Origin of the sequence: Ensifer canadensis (assembly GCF_017488845.2) — a bacterium.
GTDB classification, from domain to species: Bacteria; Pseudomonadota; Alphaproteobacteria; order Rhizobiales; family Rhizobiaceae; genus Ensifer; species Ensifer canadensis.
The window spans coordinates 490,033-505,370 of sequence record NZ_CP083374.1; the positions used below are offsets into that span (position 1 = coordinate 490,033).

Here is a 15,338-nt window from a genome sequence, read left to right on the forward strand (position 1 = left end):
CGCAGCGAACCATTTCAATGCCACACCATTATCGGGACCGATCCATGGAACAGGTAAACCAGGGAGCGCGTGATCACGTGTATCCTCAAGCAGCCCACGCTCTCTACCGGACGCTCTCGCAGGCGGTTATCAGCGCTGCGACCCCGATCGCCGCGGTCCTTGTCGCCCTTTCGTTCGGCGCGGCGCTTTTGTGGCTGAACGGCTTCACTGGGACCGACGTGGTTACGGTGATGATCATGGGCTCCTTCCAGGATGCGCGCTCGATCGGCGAAATCCTGCTGAAGGCGACGCCGCTCATCCTGATCGGCGCAGGGCTTTGTGTCGCCTTCCGGTGCAGCATCTGGAACATCGGCGCTGAGGGGCAGCTTTATGTCGGTGCGATCGCCGCCACCTTCGTCGGCACCAGCATCGATGGCCTCTCTGTCTGGATCCATGCCCCGCTCGTCATGCTGGCGGGCGCGTTGGCCGGCGCCGCCTGGGCCGGCATCGCCGGCTATCTCAAGGTACGCTTCCAGGCGAGCGAGATCGTCACCACGATCATGCTCAACTACATCGCCCTCATCCTGACGAGCTATCTCGTCACCGGGCCGATGAGGGACGCAAGCGCCGCCTATCCGCAATCGGCCCGGCTGGTGCGCGAGGCCTGGACGCCGCGCATCGTCTCGGACATGCGCCTCCATATCGGTATCCTCGTCGCCATCGTGCTGGCGGTCGCACTCTATATTTTCCTGCAACGCAGCAGCCGCGGTTTTGCCTTGCGCGTCGTCGGCCTCAACCCGGATGCGGCGCGTTATGCAGGCATGGACGTCCGCCGCAACGTGATGATCGCCATCTGTATCAGCGGCGCGATGGCCGGGCTTGCCGGCGCCTTCGAGGTCGCGGGTGTCACCCACCGGCTCTATCAGAACATCTCACCGGGCTACGGCTTCGAAGGCATCGCCGTGGCGTTGCTCGCCAACAACAATCCCCTGGCCGCGATCCTGTCGGGCGGGCTCTTCGCGATGCTCCGGTCCGGCTCTGAGGTCCTCCAGATTACATCGCAGGTCCCGCAGGTTCTCGTCCTCGTCATTCAGGGCATCGTCATCCTGTCAGTCGTGGCCTTCGCCAAGTTCCGCGGTGTGCTGACGAGCCTGCGTTAGCCAAACCGCTCCCCGCAAGGGATGAAGATGATCAAGAGAGGTCCGCAACCATGGACGACATGATGTTTTTCACCTTCCTCGCGGCGCTGATGGGCGCGGCCTGGAGGCTCGCGACGCCCCTCATCTTCGCCTCGATCGGTGAGGTCTTTTCCGAACGGGCGGGGGTGCTCAACATCGGGTTGGAAGGCACGATGCTGGTCGGCGCGTTCTGCGGTTTCGCGGCCGCCTTCGCCACCGGCAGCATCCCGCTCGGCCTTCTTGCCGGCGTCGGCGGCGGCATGCTGTTCGGGCTGGTTTTCGCCTTCTTCACAATTACCATCAAGGCAGACCAGATCGTGGTAGGCGCGGCACTCAACCTGCTTGGCATGGGCCTCACCGCCTTCCTGTTCCGCACCTATTATGTCTCGACCGGCAAGGGCATCGAGATCGCCCAGCCGGTCCATATCCCCTGGCTCAGCGATCTGCCCTTCCTGGGAGAAGCCTTCTTCCGGCAGAACTTCATCGTCTACAGCACGATCCTTGTCGCAATCCTCGCCACCCTCGTGCTCAATCGAACCTCCTTCGGACTGACACTGCGTGCTGTGGGTGAACACCCCAAGGCCGTCGACGTCGCCGGCCGCAACGTCGCGACCTACCGGTACGCCGCAGTGATGGTCGGCACAGGTCTTGCAGGTCTCGGCGGCGCATTCCTGACGCTCGGTCATTCCAACCAGTTCGTCGAGGGCATCACCTCCGGGCGCGGCTTCATCGCGCTTGCCGTCGTGGTCTTTGCGAGGTGGTCGCCAATGGGGGCCTTCTTTGTCTCGCTGCTGTTTGGCCTCTTCTATGCCCTGCAACTGATGCTCCAGGCACAGGCGTCAATCGTGGTGCCTTACCAGGTCCTGCAAGCCCTTCCCTACATCATGACGATCATCACGCTGGTCGTGGTTCGCGGCAAGGGCGCCGCGCCGAGCAAGCTCGGCCAGCCCTACGAGATGAGGTAACGGACATGTCCCACAAACCATTCCTGCGCATCGATAATATCCACAAGCGATTCGGCCCCATCATCGCCAGCGACGGCGTGTCGCTGCAAATCGAGGAGGGTGAGATCCACGCGCTGCTCGGTGAAAACGGCGCCGGCAAGAGCGTGCTGATGAGTATGATCTGCGGCATGGTGCGACCCGACGCGGGCGAGATCGTCTACAAAGGCGCGCCCGTTCGCTTCAACAGCCCGCGCGAGGCGATCCGCCAGCGCATCGGCATGGTACACCAGCACTTCATGCTCGTGCCGAACCTCACCGTCGCGGAAAACTATATCCTCGGCCAGGGATCAGCGTTCCGGATCATCAACGACATGGACAAGATCCATGCGAAAATCCGCGAGCTCAGCGATCGCTATGCGCTCGACGTCCGCCCTGACGCCCTCATCGAAGATCTCTCCGTCGGCGAGCAGCAGCGCGTCGAAATCCTGAAGGCTCTGTTCAACGGCATCGATCTCCTCATCCTCGACGAGCCCACCGCTGTGCTGACGCCGCAGGAGACCGACCGCCTGCTTGGCCTGATGCGTGACCTGGCCGCCGACGGGAAGACTGTCGTCTTCATCTCGCACAAGCTCGACGAGGTGATGCGGGTCAGCGACCGTATCAGCGTCATGCGCGACGGGCGCGTGGTCAATACCGTCGGCGTCGACGACACGGATGCGCGAGGCCTTGCCCGCATGATGGTGGGGCGCGACGTTGGCATGGAGCTGGTCCGCGACGCTGCCGCCCCCGGTCGGCTCGTGCTGTCGGTCGAAAACCTCAGCTGTCGTAGCGAAACCGGGCTTCCGGCCGTGCGCGGCATCAGCCTTGATGTGCACGCCGGCGAGATCGTCGGCATCGCCGGCGTTTCCGGTAACGGCCAGAGCGAATTGTCACTGGCGCTTGCGGGCCTGTTGCCGGTGGATTCGGGCCGCGTCGTACTCAACGGCAAGGACATTACCGGCCTGGACCCCGCCCGCATCAATGCTTGTGGGTTTTCCCACATCCCGGAAGATCGGCACAAGCATGGCATCGTGCTTTCGCTCTCGCTCAGCGAGAACACCATCCTCCAGCGATACGACCAACCGCCCTTTGCCGCCCGCGGCATGCTCAATCGGCGCACGATCGGCACGCATACCCGCGATCTCATCAAGCGCTTCCGCATCAAGTCCCGCGATGAGAACCAGCGGATCGGCGACCTTTCCGGCGGCAACCAGCAGAAGCTGGTGGTCGCGCGTGAGCTGGCGCGCAATCCCGATTTTATTCTCGTCAACCAGCTCGCCCGTGGCATCGACATCGGCGCGATGGAATTCGTCATGGAGGAGATGCTGAAGCAGCGCGACAGCGGCAGAGCGATCCTGCTGATCTCGACGGAACTCGAAGAACTCTTCGCGATCTGCGATCGGATCCTCGTGATGTGCCACGGCGAAATCCTTGGGGAACTGCCGCCGGACCGTTCTCGCCTCGAGGAGCTGGGACTGCTGATGGCAGGTAAAGCTGCGGATCGCCTTGAGCAACCGACACCTGCGGGCTAGACAGGAGAGGCCGCGCCATCGTTTGATGTAAACCGCACAACCGGCATGTTCGAAGGAGGGCGTCGCGTCCATGAATATAACCCTGCGGCAACTCAGGGCCTTCATCGCGGTGGCCGAACTCGGCCAGTTCAACATCGCCGCAAGGAACCTTCACCTCACCCAGTCGGCGGTCAGCATCCTCATCCGGGACCTGGAGTCGGAAATCGGTGTGCGCCTGTTCGACCGCCACACGCGCATGGTGTCGCTGACGCTCGTCGGGCAGGAATTCCTGCCGCAGGCCCGCAAAATATTGAAGGACCTGGAGCTCGCCGTCGGCGACGTGCGCGACAATGCCTCGCTGAAGCGCGGCCAGGTCACCGTCGCTGCGGCCATCGTGCTCGCCGCAACCATCGTGCCGCCGATCATCGCCCGGTTCCTGCGCATGTATCCGGAGATTTCCGTCAGCATCCGCGACATGCCCGAGGAGGCGATCAGCCCGGCGCTCAAGCGCAACGAGGTCGACATCGCCGTTGGCACACTGTCTGAAGAGGATCCGGAGATCACGGCCACCCCGCTTTTGCGCGACAAGCTGATGCTTGTGTGCCGGGAGGACCACCGTTTCGCCAAACGGAAGTCCGTGCGGTGGGAGGAGATGAAAGACGAATCGCTTATCACGCTGGCCGCCGCCAACCCATTGCGCAGCATCGTTGAGCATAACCTCATCCGCGTCGCTCCGAATTTCCGGCCGAAGTACGAAGTGCGCTTCTCAACGACCGCCATCAGCATGATCGCCGCCGGCATGGGCGTCGCCGTCCTGCCGGAGAATTCCAGCCAACTCGCATCCGCCGTACACGTCACGACCATCGACCTGATCGAACCGGACGTGATGCGAGATGTCTCGCTATTGCAGCGGCGCCAGCACAGCCTTTCGCCCGCGGCCGAGCATCTCAAAGCGGCCTTCGTCGCTTGGGCTGCTGACCGTACTGGATCCTCTGTCCGCGATTGAAACCACGGCAAGTCTCCCAACCCGCAATGCAATGCATGCGCACGACAGATGCAAAGCCCCTAGCGCGATCCCACAAGCTCTTGACCTTACCATCGTTGGAAGCCCCATAAGGGTCGCGTTACCCTTCATGGTACCGAGAGCATGCGAGCTCGGCTGACCGTGAGAGGTCCCGAAGCCTGCCCGCATGTCCAGAGGAAAACATGAGATCTTCACTCAGCGCTGACTGGGACTTCGAGCGGGAAACCCGTTCAATCCTTCTGCGGTTCGTCGCCTTCGCCATACTTCTCGCTAATCTCTTGCTGGGCGGGGGTGCAGAGGCTGAAGGGACCCATTTCGCCGTCATTATTTGCTATCTGGTTATCAGCATCGCATCTGTGATGAGCGCCCGCTTCCTGCCCGGACGATCCTGGCTGAAAACGCTATTTGTCGTTCTTGACGCACTGCTGGTCGCGTTGATCCTCTATGCCCATATCCTTGGCGGCCCGGTCACAGAGAACCACAATGTTACGACGAGCAGCCTCGTCGTCGCTTTCATTCTCCTCAATCATGTTGGCCTCAAGCTTGACCGTCGGCTGGTTCTTGTCTTTTCAGGCATCGTCCTTGTTGCCTGGATCGGCATGCTCGCGGTTACCGGCGCCAGGCATCACACGGCTGACGCTGTCTCGTTCGTTGCTTACTTTTTCAATCAGGATCTTGGTCTGACGGTGAGTTATGGCTTCACCGCCTTTGCAATTTATCTCCTCGCCAAGGATCACGATAAGACGCGGAAGGAGGCTCTGTTGGCAGACAGGCGACGCCTCAATCTGTCGCGGTTCTTCTCGCCACTCGTTGTCGCCGACCTTCAGGAAGGAAGTTCGGCTCTCGAACTCGAACGGCGCAATGCCGTGATCATGTTTGTCGACCTGCGTGACTTCACCAGTTTTGCCGAGACAGCACCCGCTCGCCAATTGGCAGCGGTGCTGGCTCAATACCGTCATCTCGTTTCGGGGATCATTTTCGACCACGGCGGAACCGTCGACAAGTTCATCGGAGACGGCGTGATGGCCGTGTTCGGCCAACCTACAGCAATGAAGGATGACGCAGACCGTGCGCTCGCTTGCGCTCTCGACCTGGTCGATGCGTTGAATGACTGGAAGCACCAGAATTTGGTTGGCGGGTATCCTGCCCTAAGCGCTGGCATAGGCTTGCACTATGGCTCCGTCGTCGGTGGCGTCCTGGACAGCGGGTGTCATAGCGAATTCACAGTCATAGGAGATGCGGTCAATGTCGCCCAGCGACTTGAAGCCCTTACGAAGGTTCTGGGCTCACCGCTTGTTGTCTCATCGGCGCTGGTCAAACAATTGCGCAAACCTGCGCCATCTGCACTGTGGACGGTACAGAATGAGGTTGCGCTCGCTGGCCGGCGGTTGCCGATTGACATCTGGTACTTGCAGACCGAGGTGGATAGCAGTGTCCCTTCCCCCGTAGCCGGCGGTGCAAAGACACCCCTCCAGAGGCCTTCCCTCCAGTCCTCGCCGTTTACAGCGCCAGACGTCGGGATTGGATAGTCAATCCCTCTCGCGGTGGTCCTGACAAGCTCATCTATCGTTCGGGCAAAGACTCGCCAAAGATCGATTGGCACGCGCCACTGCCGGCCACTGCATTCTTGATCTGGGTTCCATCTGGACCGCGATCACCTGACGAACGCTGCTTTAGATTTCGTGTCACCGCGTCATTCCTCGACGGCCTTCAAACTGCCGGGTCCATCAGGAACTATTTGTAATTAGCAAGCCAAAACTCCTTGACATTTCAATCAAAAACGAAGGAATTAAGATAACAACAAATTCTTGGAGCTTGTTTCATGCTGGCCATTGTCGCCGATGATCTGACCGGCGCCCTGGATGCAGCCGCCCCATTCGCCAGCAGGGGCCTGCATACTGAGATTGCGCTTACCGTCGAAGCCATCCCCGGGGCGTTGAGCGAGCACCCGCAGGTCATGTCCGTCAATATTGGCTCGCGGGAAATGGATGTCGTATCAGCGCAGCAAGCAACTGCTGCGGCGCTTGCCGCGTTGCCGCCGGGCTCGCGCCTTTTCAAGAAGATCGACTCGCGCCTCAAGGGCCACATCGCTGCCGAGCTCGACATTATCCCTTTTCGCTCAGCGCTGGTTGCTCCCGCCATTCCGGATTTCGGACGGATGGTAAGGGCCGGCCATGTACAGGGCTTTGGGGTGGATACGCCGATATCGATTGCCGAAAAACTTGGCAGGCACGCGGGGAACATGACGATCCCGGATATCGCGACCGCGGAAGAAATGAGCCGCTCGCTTCAATCGGCCCAGGAATCGGGAGTGGACCTGCTGATCGGTGCGCGCGGATTGGCCGAGGCACTGGCACGCCAAATGACCGGCGACGCAAAGGCGCTAGCTGCCGAGATCCCAGAAGGGCCCGGACTTTTTGTCATCGGCTCGCGTGATCCGATCACGCTAGCGCAGATTGAAGAATTGCGTGCCACGCTCGAGCCGCGTTATCTGCCGGCACCAAATGGCCGCCTGAGCGACACGTCTTCGGATGGCAGCTTGATCACTCTTGTGCAGGCAGTTGACGGAGATGTCGCAATTACCTCCCAGGAAGTCTCCCGTCTTCTAGCGGAAAGCGTCTTTCCAGCTTTGACACAGGCCGCCTCGACGTTGCTTCTTTCCGGTGGTGCCACTGCACAAGCCGTGCTGGACAAGATGGGGATTAAACGTTTCCGGCTAATGGGTGAGTGCATGCCAGGTCTGGGCTTGGCCTTCGCCAACGGACATTGCATCATCGCGAAATCCGGAGGATTCGGTCACGCGGGGACGCTGAGGGAGATTGCGGGCAGAATGCTCCGCGACATGGGATGACAATGGGACTGGAGAACGGAACGACACGCAAGAGCCTGGCCGACCTCGTCTTCGAGCGGATGCATCGCGCCATTAAATCGGGGGCCTACAAGCCCGATGAACGCTTGCCGACGGAGCACGACCTCGCCGCCGAATTCGAGGTGTCCCGACCGGTCATCCGCGAGGCGCTTCGCCGCATCCGTGACCAGGGCCTGATCTATTCTCGCCGGGGCGCTGGCAGCTTTGTTCGTGCTGTCGGCATGAAGGAGCCACTTGGCTTCGGACAGCTAGAGAACGTCGCGGATCTGCTGAACTGCTACGAGTTCCGGCTGACGGTCGAGCCGGCAGCAGCAGCCGCAGCAGCGGCACGCCATGATGACGCCAGTCTTGGCGCCATTCGCCAGGCGCTGGAGTTGATGCGGGACGCGACCAACCGACAGTCGCATCGCGAGGACGCGGACTTCCAATTCCATCTGGCGATCGCGCGCGCTGCCCAGAACAGCTATTTCTCGACCGCGATGGAAGCCCTCAAGGACCATATTGCCGTCGGCATGAAATTCCATGGCGCGTCAGTCAAGCGCGAGACAACCGGCCTCACGCGTGTTTTCGCCGAGCACGAAGCAATCTGCGATGCGATCGCTGCCGGTGACGGCACGAAGGCAAAGCAGTTGATGCACGATCACTTGACCGGCTCGCGCGAGCGGTTGTTTCAGACGACCCGGTAAATCGGCGACACTCGCAACGCGAAGCGCCCCGACCTTTGGCCGAGGCGCTTGAAATTGGGCGATGGCCCAAGGCGCCTAAAGCGCAGTAGCCTCTCAGGTTCGCCTACTGCGCGTTAGGCACTTGTTTGTTGCGCATGTTCTCGCAAAACCGCTGCGCACATTTCCGCGACATGCGTTAGAAAGCCGCCCTGTAGACCTCCAGCACCTCGTCGACACTCATATCAACAGGATTGTTGTCCATCAGGCGACGGTTGGCATGCGCCTCGCTGGCATAGAGCGGCAGATCGTTCGACGTCGCGCCGTGGGCTGAAAGCGACATCTCGATGCCGAGATCACTGCAAAATCCGCGAGCAGCGCTCAGAAGTTCCGGCGCCGAAAGAGCCTCGCCCAGTCCCAGCGCCTGTGCGACCTCATCCGTCTTTTCTGCTGCAACGGAACGATTGAAGGCAAGTACATGTGGGAAGATGATGGCGTTGGCCAGCCCGTGCGGCAGGCGGAGCCTGGTTCCCAGCGGATAGGCGATGGCGTGGCCGGCAGCCGTGTTCACCGGGCCAAGGCATATGCCGCCATAATAGGAGGCGAGCATCAACCCTTCGCGGGCCTCGGTATCTGTCCCGTCCTTGACCGCGCGTGCCAGATATTTGCCGACAAGATGGAAGCCCATTCGCGCAAAGCCATCGATCATCGGATGCGCCCGACGATTGGTGAAGGCCTCGACACAATGGGCCATCGCATCGACACCCGTCGCCGCCGTGACGGCCGGCGGCACGGAATAGGTCAACTCCGGATCGAGAACGGCAAAGTCCGCGATCATGTACGGGCTTTCCACTGCGATCTTGTTACCTTTGCCGGGATCGGTAATCAGCGAGCGAATGCCCGCTTCAGAGCCGGTTCCAGCCGTCGTCGCGACTTGAACCAGGCGAGTGTTGCGGCCGGCGACGCGATTGGGGCCCGCGACATCGACGAGCGTTTGATCCGAATCCCAAAGCGCGGCAACCAGCTTTGCGACGTCGAGTACTGATCCGCCGCCAAGACCGACAATCAGGTCCGGCTTGCACCGCCTTGCGGCCTCGAGCGCTGCGTCCAGCGTTGCGATGTCTGGCTCTCCGGGTATCGCATCGAATACAGTGACGCGGCCGGAAAGCCGCAATCGATCTGCAAAGCCTGCCGTGATCGGCGTTGCGATCACGAGTGCTGAGCCGGCTTCGGCAGCCCAGGCACCGACCTCGCCGACTGTGCCTGCGCCGACTATTAGCCGGCGTGGTTGATGAAGGGTGATTTGAGCAATTGTCATGGCCTGGTCATCCTTGCTTGGCGCTGCCAACCACGAGCTTGCGCGCGTAGGCGATGGCGGAGTTCATATTGCCGTGGTCGGCGATGCCCTTTCCGGCGATGTCGAAGGCGGTACCATGGTCAACCGAGGTACGATCGATCGGCAGATCGACCGAGACGTTGACCGCGGTATCGAAGGCGACCAGCTTGATCGGGATGTGTCCCTGGTCGTGATATTGCGCGACGATCAGATCAAAAGCGCCGGAATAGGCGCGGTAGAAAACCGTGTCCGCCGAAATCGGCCCATAGGCGTCGATACCCTCGGCGCGCGCGGCTGCAACCGCAGGCGCAATCTGGTCGTCATCCTCAGTGCCGAACAGGCCATTTTCGCCGCAATGCGGATTGATGCCGGCAACAGCGATCCTGGGCGCGGCATAGCCGGTGCGCTTGAGATGCGCGTCCCCGGCCCTGATCGTTGCCAGAACTCGCTCTGTCGTCGCCCTTCTGATTGCCTCCTGCAGCGAGACATGCGTCGACACATGGATAACTTTCAGTCGTTCGGAAGCGAGCAGCATGTAGGCAGCCTTCGACCCGGTGAGGCTACGCAGCATGCCGGTATGGCCATCATAGTGATGGCCTGCGAGGTTCAGCGCTTCCTTGTTGATCGGTGCGGTGACGATGCAGCCGATCGCACCGGATTCGGCGTCGCGCACCGCTTTCTCGATGAAACGAAAGGCAGCATCGCCGGCGACCGGGCTCAGTTGGCCCCAGGGCAGCGGCGCGCCCTCGATCGGCAGATCAACGACATGAGGGCTGAGGTCGATGTCCAGGCCGAGCGCAGACCGAGCGGCCTCAAGCGTCGCCAGATTGCCATAGATGCGCGTCTGTGCGCGATCTGCACTGGACATTTCAGCCAGGGCCCGCACCGAGATCTCGGGGCCGACCCCACAGGGATCGCCCATGGTTATGCCAATGATATTGCTCATGAAACACTCCGTCGAGCCGCACTGTCCCAACCGGGAGCCAAGCGGACATATTTGATCGCGCGCCGATGATAGGTGTAGGCGAGATGCATTGCGCCGTCGGGACCTTCAAGCAGCCAGGGATAGGACATTTCCTGGTTGCGGCCATCGGTCGAGTCATTGGACAGGCAGGTTCCCGGGCCATCTTCGATCGACTGGCGAAGCGCAAAGGAATGCCCACCGTCGTTGGAGAGGCAAAGTGCAACGGGTGCGCGCGGCACCCCCCAGACGGGAACGCAGCCTCCGCTTGGATCCGCATCGGGCCGGCCATCATCTTCGCCCAATTCGTCATAGAGTGAGGCGCGTCGGTCGGACGACAGAAGCGCGTTCACCGGGTTGCAGATCATGGCGATGCGGCCGTCGCGCAGGCGGATTGCCGCTAGCGACGAATTGTTGTTCGGCACTTCCGTGGCATGAGGCACGGACCAGGACCGCCCCCCGTCGACGCTCTCGCTCCGGTAGACAAAGTCGGCCTGACGACGCCGGAAGAAGGCGGCGTAGCGCTCCCCTCCGAGTGCGACCGGCGACATGTGCACACAGCCGGTGGACTGTTCAATATCTTCGAGCCGCCACGTCCTGCCTGCATCATGGGAGACACCCACTGCGGCCGTGTCATGGCTGCCGTTCCATTTCTGGCCGGGGCGTTGCACGCATCGGAAAATCGGCAGCAGCCACGCACCATCGTCGCGCACGACGACAGGGGCGCGGACAAAACACCCGCGCGGCAGGTCGAGGTAGCGCCCCTTTGGCGCTGCGAGCTTCAGTGGGTCGGCGGGATCGCGCACCACCTCAGTCATGCGGATCCGGCATTCATCCTGATTTCCTGATGGTTGGGAGGTATGAAACAGCCAGAGAGTGCCGTCCGGCGCGGAAAACAACACCGGGTTCTGTTCCGAATGTGAAGGATCGTCACTCAGTCGCTGCGGCGGTCCCCAGGCGGTCGAGGCTTGCGTCAGTACAGACGCGAAGATCGAGATATCCGACTTGCCCTCCAGCGTGCCGCCGAACCAGGTGCAAACGAGCGCACCGTCATCGAGCAAGTGCAGGAATGCCGCATGGTTCTGGATCATTGGCGAAGGCAACAAGGCTTCGCCGCGCCCCGGGGACACGGATCGAAGCACGCCGTTCATGTTGCGAGCGATTTCATCGGGATGCATTTAGGCCCTCCTGTCAGGTTCGAAAATCATCAAAATTCCAAAGTTGTCAAGTTCTTTAATGTCATTTAATTTCTCACATTAACCATGCTATCATACACAACTACTTGATATTGCTTGTTATTTGTAAACAATATCCGCGATCAATAATTTTACATAGGAAAACGATTTGACAAACTTTGCCGAAAGATAGATGGTCATGACAACACGGCGCAAGGATGCCGGGGACGGAGGACCTTCATGTACAGCGCCAGCAGTCGCCACCAGGCCACGACGGCCGTCGTCTTTGCAGCAGGAGCAGCAACGCTCGCCGCGACAGATGCCGTGATCGTGCGTGCGCTGAGCGGCGCCGTGCACCCGTTCGTCATCGGATTTTTCCGGGCGTTCTTCGGCGCACTCATCCTTCTTCCCTGGATTGCGCTTCGCCCATCCGTTCTTCGCACCACGCATCCGGTGCGCCAGCACGCCCTGCGCGCCGGCTTCAAACTATTGGCGATGATCGCGCTGTTCGCCGCCTTCAGTTGGGGACCGCTCGCCGACGTCACCGCCATCGCCTTCACCTCTCCGATTTTTGTCGTGCTGGGTGCAGCGTTGACGTTGGGCGAACGTCCGGGCCCGGCGATGATTGCAGCGGTCGCCCTTGGTTTTGCCGGAGCCATGCTGGTGATCGGCCCGTCCGCGACGGGCTTCACGCTGGCGATCTCGCTGGCGCTTGCGGGCGCCGTGCTTCAATCAGCGATCCAGCTGATTTTGAAATCCATGTCGAAAGGCGACGCCACGTCGACGCTCGTCGTGTGGAACCTTCTCTTGACCGTGCCGATCGCCCTGCTGCTCGCCATCCCGTTTTTCGCCATTCCTGGCCCAAGGGAAATGGGGTTGCTTGCGCTTCAGGGCGTGGTCGGCACCGCATGCATGGGGCTGATGACCCATGCCTTTTCGCTGGCGCCGGCGACTGTCGTGGCACCGGTTGACTTTCTACGCCTGCCGCTTGTGGCCTTCGGCGGATTTGCCCTGTTCGGCGAAACCGTCGCGCTGACCACCATCGGCGGCGGCGCACTCATATGCTGCGCCGCATTGATCGCCGCGCGTTCCGGAAAATTCAGGTCTGGCAAGACGCCGGACTGAACGAGACTTTCTAGGGAGGAAAATGCAATGAAGAAAACGCTTATCCTGGGGGCGCTCCTGTTGGGCTCCGCCATGTCGCCTGCTTTTGCCGCATCGGGACCGATCAAGATCGTGCTGGCCGAGGAGGCCGATCTGCTCGAGCCCTGCATGGCAACCCGCTCGAACATCGGCCGCGTCATCATGCAGAATGTCAGCGAGACCCTGACCGAGCTCGACGTTCGCGGCGACAAGGGCGTCGTGCCGCGCCTTGCCGAAAAGTGGGAGCAGAATGAAGACGGAAGCTGGCGTTTCCATCTTCGCCAGGGGGTGAAATTCTCTGATGGCACGACCTTTGACGCCAAGGACGTCAAGCACAGCTTCGACCGCATCATGAGCGACAAGAATGCCTGTGAGTCTCGTCGATACTTCGGCGGGATGACGGTTACTGCCAATGTCGTCGACGATCACACGATCGATTTCAGCGCGGATCCGGTTCAGCCGATCCTGCCGCTGCTGATGTCGCTCGTCACGATCGTTCCGGAAGAAACGCCACTTGAGTTCATCCGCGAGCCGATCGGCACCGGCCCCTACAAACTGACCAACTGGACGCCGGGCCAGCAGATCGTCCTGACAGGGCGCGATGACTATTGGGGCCAGAAGCCGCAGGTCACGGAAGCAACCTACCTGTTCCGCGCAGATCCGTCAGTCCGAGCCGCAATGGTTCAGGCCGGCGAAGCCGATCTCTCGCCCTCGATCTCGCAGCTCGACGCAACCAACCCGAAGACCGACTTCTCCTATCTCGACAGCGAGACCGTCTATCTGCGCATCGATCACAACATCGAGCCTCTGAACGACGTGCGCGTCCGTCGTGCGCTCAACATGGCCATCGATCGCCAGGCGTTCCTGGGTACTCTGGTGCCCGACAGCGCGCTGCTTGCCACCGCGATCGTGCCGCCCCCGACGCTCGGCTGGAACCCTGACGTGAAGGTTTTCCCCTTCGACCCGGAGGCCGCGAAAAAACTTCTGGAGGAGGCCAAGGCCGCAGGCGTGAAGGTCGATACGCCGATCACCATCATCGCGCGCTCGGCAAACTTCCCGAACGTGACGGAGATCATGGAAGCCATCCAGGCACAGTTGCAGGAAGTCGGCTTCAAGATCGATCTCAAGTTCGTCGAAGTGGCCGAACATGAAGGCTACTATTCCAAGCCGTTCAAGGAAGGTCGCGGGCCGCAGCTCGTTGCTGCCATGCACGACAACTCCAAGGGTGACCCGTCCTTCTCGATGTTCTTCAAATACGCAACCGATGGCACGCAGTCGGGCTTTTCAGACCCGAAGGTCGACGATCTGATCAAGCGCGCCTCGGCGGCTGTCGGCGAAGAACGCGCCAAGCTCTGGTCTGAAACCATTGCCTATGTGCATGATGAAGTGGTGGCTGACGTGCTGCTCTTCCACATGGTTGGCTTCTCGCGCGTTTCCGAACGCCTGGACTTCAAGCCCACCATGGCGACCAACTCGATGCTTCAGCTCTCGGAGATCGGCATCAAGTGATCCGTTCTGGCGATGATGAAATCCGCCAGTGACAGACGCAATCAAGGCGGCGGGAGGATCCCGCCGCCCTATGCAATCGAGAGGCACAAAGATGAGCTTCATTCGCAAACGGGCCCTGGCCAGCCTGATTTCCCTTATCGGGCTGATCGTGATGGTCTTTTTCCTCTCGCGCCTGACGGGAGATCCCGCCGCCCTGTTCCTTCCCGTCGAAGCCTCGGCGGAAATGAAGGACCAGTTTCGCGAGATCCACGGCCTTAACGATCCGATCATGGTTCAGTTTGCCCGCTATGTCGGTGACGTCGTAACCGGCGATTTCGGCGAGTCGCTGCGCAAGGCACGGCCGGCACTCGATGTGGTTCTGGAAGCTTTCGTGTGGACGCTCTGGCTTGCCACTATCACCATGTCGCTGGTGACGGGCGCTGCCATCGTCGTCGGCTCACTGGCCGCGTTCCGCGCCGGCGGTTTTTTCGATCGCCTCTCCTCGGTGATATCGCTGATCGGCGCGGCCGTCCCGGACTTCTGGCTCGCCATTGTCGCGATCGTCGTCTTCTCGGTGAACCTTGCCTGGCTTCCGACATCCGGCACCGGCTCGCTCCTGCACTGGATTTTGCCCATCAGCGTGCTGTTCGTCCGCCCGTTCGGGATCATCGTCCAGGTCGTTCGCGGTTCGATGATCAGCGCGCTTTCGTCTGCCTACGTGAAGACGGCACGCGCCAAGGGCGTGAAGTCCGGACCGATCATCTTCATCCACGCGCTGCGAAACGCCATGCTTCCCGTCATCACCGTCATCGGCGACCAGGCCGCCAGCCTGCTCAACGGCGCGGTCATCGTCGAAACCATCTTTGGTTTTCCCGGCGTCGGCAAGCTGATGATCGACAGCATCCTGCAGCGTGACTTCAACGTCGTTTTGGCCGCCATTCTCGTGACCGCGCTGGCGATTTTCGTCATGAACCTGTTGATCGACCTTGCCTATACGCTTCTCGATCCACGCATCCGTCATTGAAGAGT

The 15,338-nt window shown here is 61.0% G+C and carries 13 protein-coding genes; 10 read left to right on the forward strand and 3 right to left on the reverse strand.

Translation table 11 applies throughout. From position 1 onward, the window contains the following. Positions 1 to 44: 44 nt before the first annotated feature. The 7 genes from J3R84_RS35700 to J3R84_RS35730 all read left to right on the forward strand — a co-directional run bounded on the left by J3R84_RS35700 (position 45) and on the right by J3R84_RS35730 (position 8,230). Positions 45 to 1,139 carry an ABC transporter permease gene (locus J3R84_RS35700; RefSeq protein WP_057221097.1) on the forward strand — a complete coding sequence of 365 codons (1,095 nt, stop codon included), beginning with the start codon at positions 45 to 47 and terminating at the stop codon, positions 1,137 to 1,139. A 50-nt stretch (positions 1,140 to 1,189) separates the two neighbouring features. Then, a complete protein-coding gene (locus tag J3R84_RS35705) occupies positions 1,190 to 2,122 on the forward strand; it encodes an ABC transporter permease (RefSeq protein ID WP_057221098.1) in 933 nt (310 codons plus the stop codon). A 5-nt stretch (positions 2,123 to 2,127) separates the two neighbouring features. Further along, positions 2,128 to 3,672, forward strand: a complete 1,545-nt coding sequence (locus J3R84_RS35710; protein ID WP_203527480.1) for an ABC transporter ATP-binding protein — start codon at positions 2,128 to 2,130, stop codon at positions 3,670 to 3,672. Between the two features lie 70 nt (positions 3,673 to 3,742). After that, positions 3,743 to 4,657: a LysR family transcriptional regulator gene (locus J3R84_RS35715; RefSeq protein ID WP_025430374.1), complete on the forward strand. Its 915-nt coding sequence runs from the start codon at positions 3,743 to 3,745 to the stop codon at positions 4,655 to 4,657. 200 nt (positions 4,658 to 4,857) lie between these two features. Then, the gene (locus J3R84_RS35720; protein WP_203527479.1) at positions 4,858 to 6,204 is read left to right on the forward strand and encodes an adenylate/guanylate cyclase domain-containing protein; all 1,347 of its coding nucleotides are present in this window, start codon (positions 4,858 to 4,860) and stop codon (positions 6,202 to 6,204) included. Positions 6,205 to 6,497: 293 nt separating this feature from the next. After that, the gene (locus tag J3R84_RS35725; RefSeq protein ID WP_203527478.1) at positions 6,498 to 7,526 is read left to right on the forward strand and encodes a four-carbon acid sugar kinase family protein; all 1,029 of its coding nucleotides are present in this window, start codon (positions 6,498 to 6,500) and stop codon (positions 7,524 to 7,526) included. A 2-nt stretch (positions 7,527 to 7,528) separates the two neighbouring features. Further along, positions 7,529 to 8,230 carry a FadR/GntR family transcriptional regulator gene (locus tag J3R84_RS35730; protein ID WP_057207083.1) on the forward strand — a complete coding sequence of 234 codons (702 nt, stop codon included), beginning with the start codon at positions 7,529 to 7,531 and terminating at the stop codon, positions 8,228 to 8,230. A gap of 175 nt (positions 8,231 to 8,405) precedes the next feature. Here J3R84_RS35730 and J3R84_RS35735 read toward each other — a convergent pair whose 3' ends face one another. The 3 genes from J3R84_RS35735 to J3R84_RS35745 are packed head-to-tail and all read right to left on the reverse strand — an operon-like array spanning position 8,406 to position 11,681. Further along, positions 8,406 to 9,524, reverse strand: a complete 1,119-nt coding sequence (locus J3R84_RS35735) for an iron-containing alcohol dehydrogenase (protein ID WP_057226000.1) — start codon at positions 9,522 to 9,524, stop codon at positions 8,406 to 8,408. A gap of 7 nt (positions 9,525 to 9,531) precedes the next feature. Further along, entirely contained in the window at positions 9,532 to 10,488 is a 957-nt protein-coding gene (gene pdxA, locus J3R84_RS35740) for a 4-hydroxythreonine-4-phosphate dehydrogenase PdxA (protein WP_203527477.1), read from the reverse strand. Beyond that, complete coding sequence (locus J3R84_RS35745; protein ID WP_057226002.1) at positions 10,485 to 11,681, reverse strand: sialidase family protein; 1,197 nt, start codon at positions 11,679 to 11,681, stop codon at positions 10,485 to 10,487. The genes pdxA and J3R84_RS35745 overlap by 4 nt, the downstream gene beginning before the upstream one ends. Positions 11,682 to 11,918: 237 nt before the next feature. On the opposite strand from J3R84_RS35745, the gene J3R84_RS35750 reads away from it, so the two are divergent. The 3 genes from J3R84_RS35750 (at position 11,919) to J3R84_RS35760 (ending at position 15,333) form a co-directional block, all read left to right on the forward strand. Further along, positions 11,919 to 12,803 (forward strand): DMT family transporter, encoded by an 885-nt coding sequence (locus J3R84_RS35750; protein ID WP_084814069.1) that lies wholly within the window; start codon positions 11,919 to 11,921, stop codon positions 12,801 to 12,803. A 27-nt stretch (positions 12,804 to 12,830) separates the two neighbouring features. Beyond that, positions 12,831 to 14,330 carry an ABC transporter substrate-binding protein gene (locus J3R84_RS35755; RefSeq protein ID WP_057207073.1) on the forward strand — a complete coding sequence of 500 codons (1,500 nt, stop codon included), beginning with the start codon at positions 12,831 to 12,833 and terminating at the stop codon, positions 14,328 to 14,330. Between the two features lie 91 nt (positions 14,331 to 14,421). Next, the gene (locus J3R84_RS35760) at positions 14,422 to 15,333 is read left to right on the forward strand and encodes an ABC transporter permease (RefSeq protein WP_025430383.1); all 912 of its coding nucleotides are present in this window, start codon (positions 14,422 to 14,424) and stop codon (positions 15,331 to 15,333) included. The last annotated feature ends 5 nt before the right edge of the window (positions 15,334 to 15,338 follow it).

Excerpts from the sequence above, each read along its gene's own strand:
- J3R84_RS35730 (WP_057207083.1), top strand. The coding sequence starts at position 7,529 with ATGGGACTGGAGAACGGAACGACACGCAAGAGCCTGGCCGACCTCGTC.
- J3R84_RS35745 (WP_057226002.1), bottom strand. The coding sequence starts at position 11,681 with ATGCATCCCGATGAAATCGCTCGCAACATGAACGGCGTGCTTCGATCC.
- J3R84_RS35755 (WP_057207073.1), top strand. The coding sequence starts at position 12,831 with ATGAAGAAAACGCTTATCCTGGGGGCGCTCCTGTTGGGCTCCGCCATG.
- J3R84_RS35760 (WP_025430383.1), top strand. The coding sequence starts at position 14,422 with ATGAGCTTCATTCGCAAACGGGCCCTGGCCAGCCTGATTTCCCTTATC.
- J3R84_RS35720 (WP_203527479.1), top strand. The coding sequence starts at position 4,858 with ATGAGATCTTCACTCAGCGCTGACTGGGACTTCGAGCGGGAAACCCGT.
- J3R84_RS35750 (WP_084814069.1), top strand. The coding sequence starts at position 11,919 with ATGTACAGCGCCAGCAGTCGCCACCAGGCCACGACGGCCGTCGTCTTT.
- J3R84_RS35705 (WP_057221098.1), top strand. The coding sequence starts at position 1,190 with ATGGACGACATGATGTTTTTCACCTTCCTCGCGGCGCTGATGGGCGCG.
- J3R84_RS35700 (WP_057221097.1), top strand. The coding sequence starts at position 45 with ATGGAACAGGTAAACCAGGGAGCGCGTGATCACGTGTATCCTCAAGCA.
- J3R84_RS35735 (WP_057226000.1), bottom strand. The coding sequence starts at position 9,524 with ATGACAATTGCTCAAATCACCCTTCATCAACCACGCCGGCTAATAGTC.
- J3R84_RS35725 (WP_203527478.1), top strand. The coding sequence starts at position 6,498 with ATGCTGGCCATTGTCGCCGATGATCTGACCGGCGCCCTGGATGCAGCC.
- J3R84_RS35715 (WP_025430374.1), top strand. The coding sequence starts at position 3,743 with ATGAATATAACCCTGCGGCAACTCAGGGCCTTCATCGCGGTGGCCGAA.
- pdxA (WP_203527477.1), bottom strand. The coding sequence starts at position 10,488 with ATGAGCAATATCATTGGCATAACCATGGGCGATCCCTGTGGGGTCGGC.
- J3R84_RS35710 (WP_203527480.1), top strand. The coding sequence starts at position 2,128 with ATGTCCCACAAACCATTCCTGCGCATCGATAATATCCACAAGCGATTC.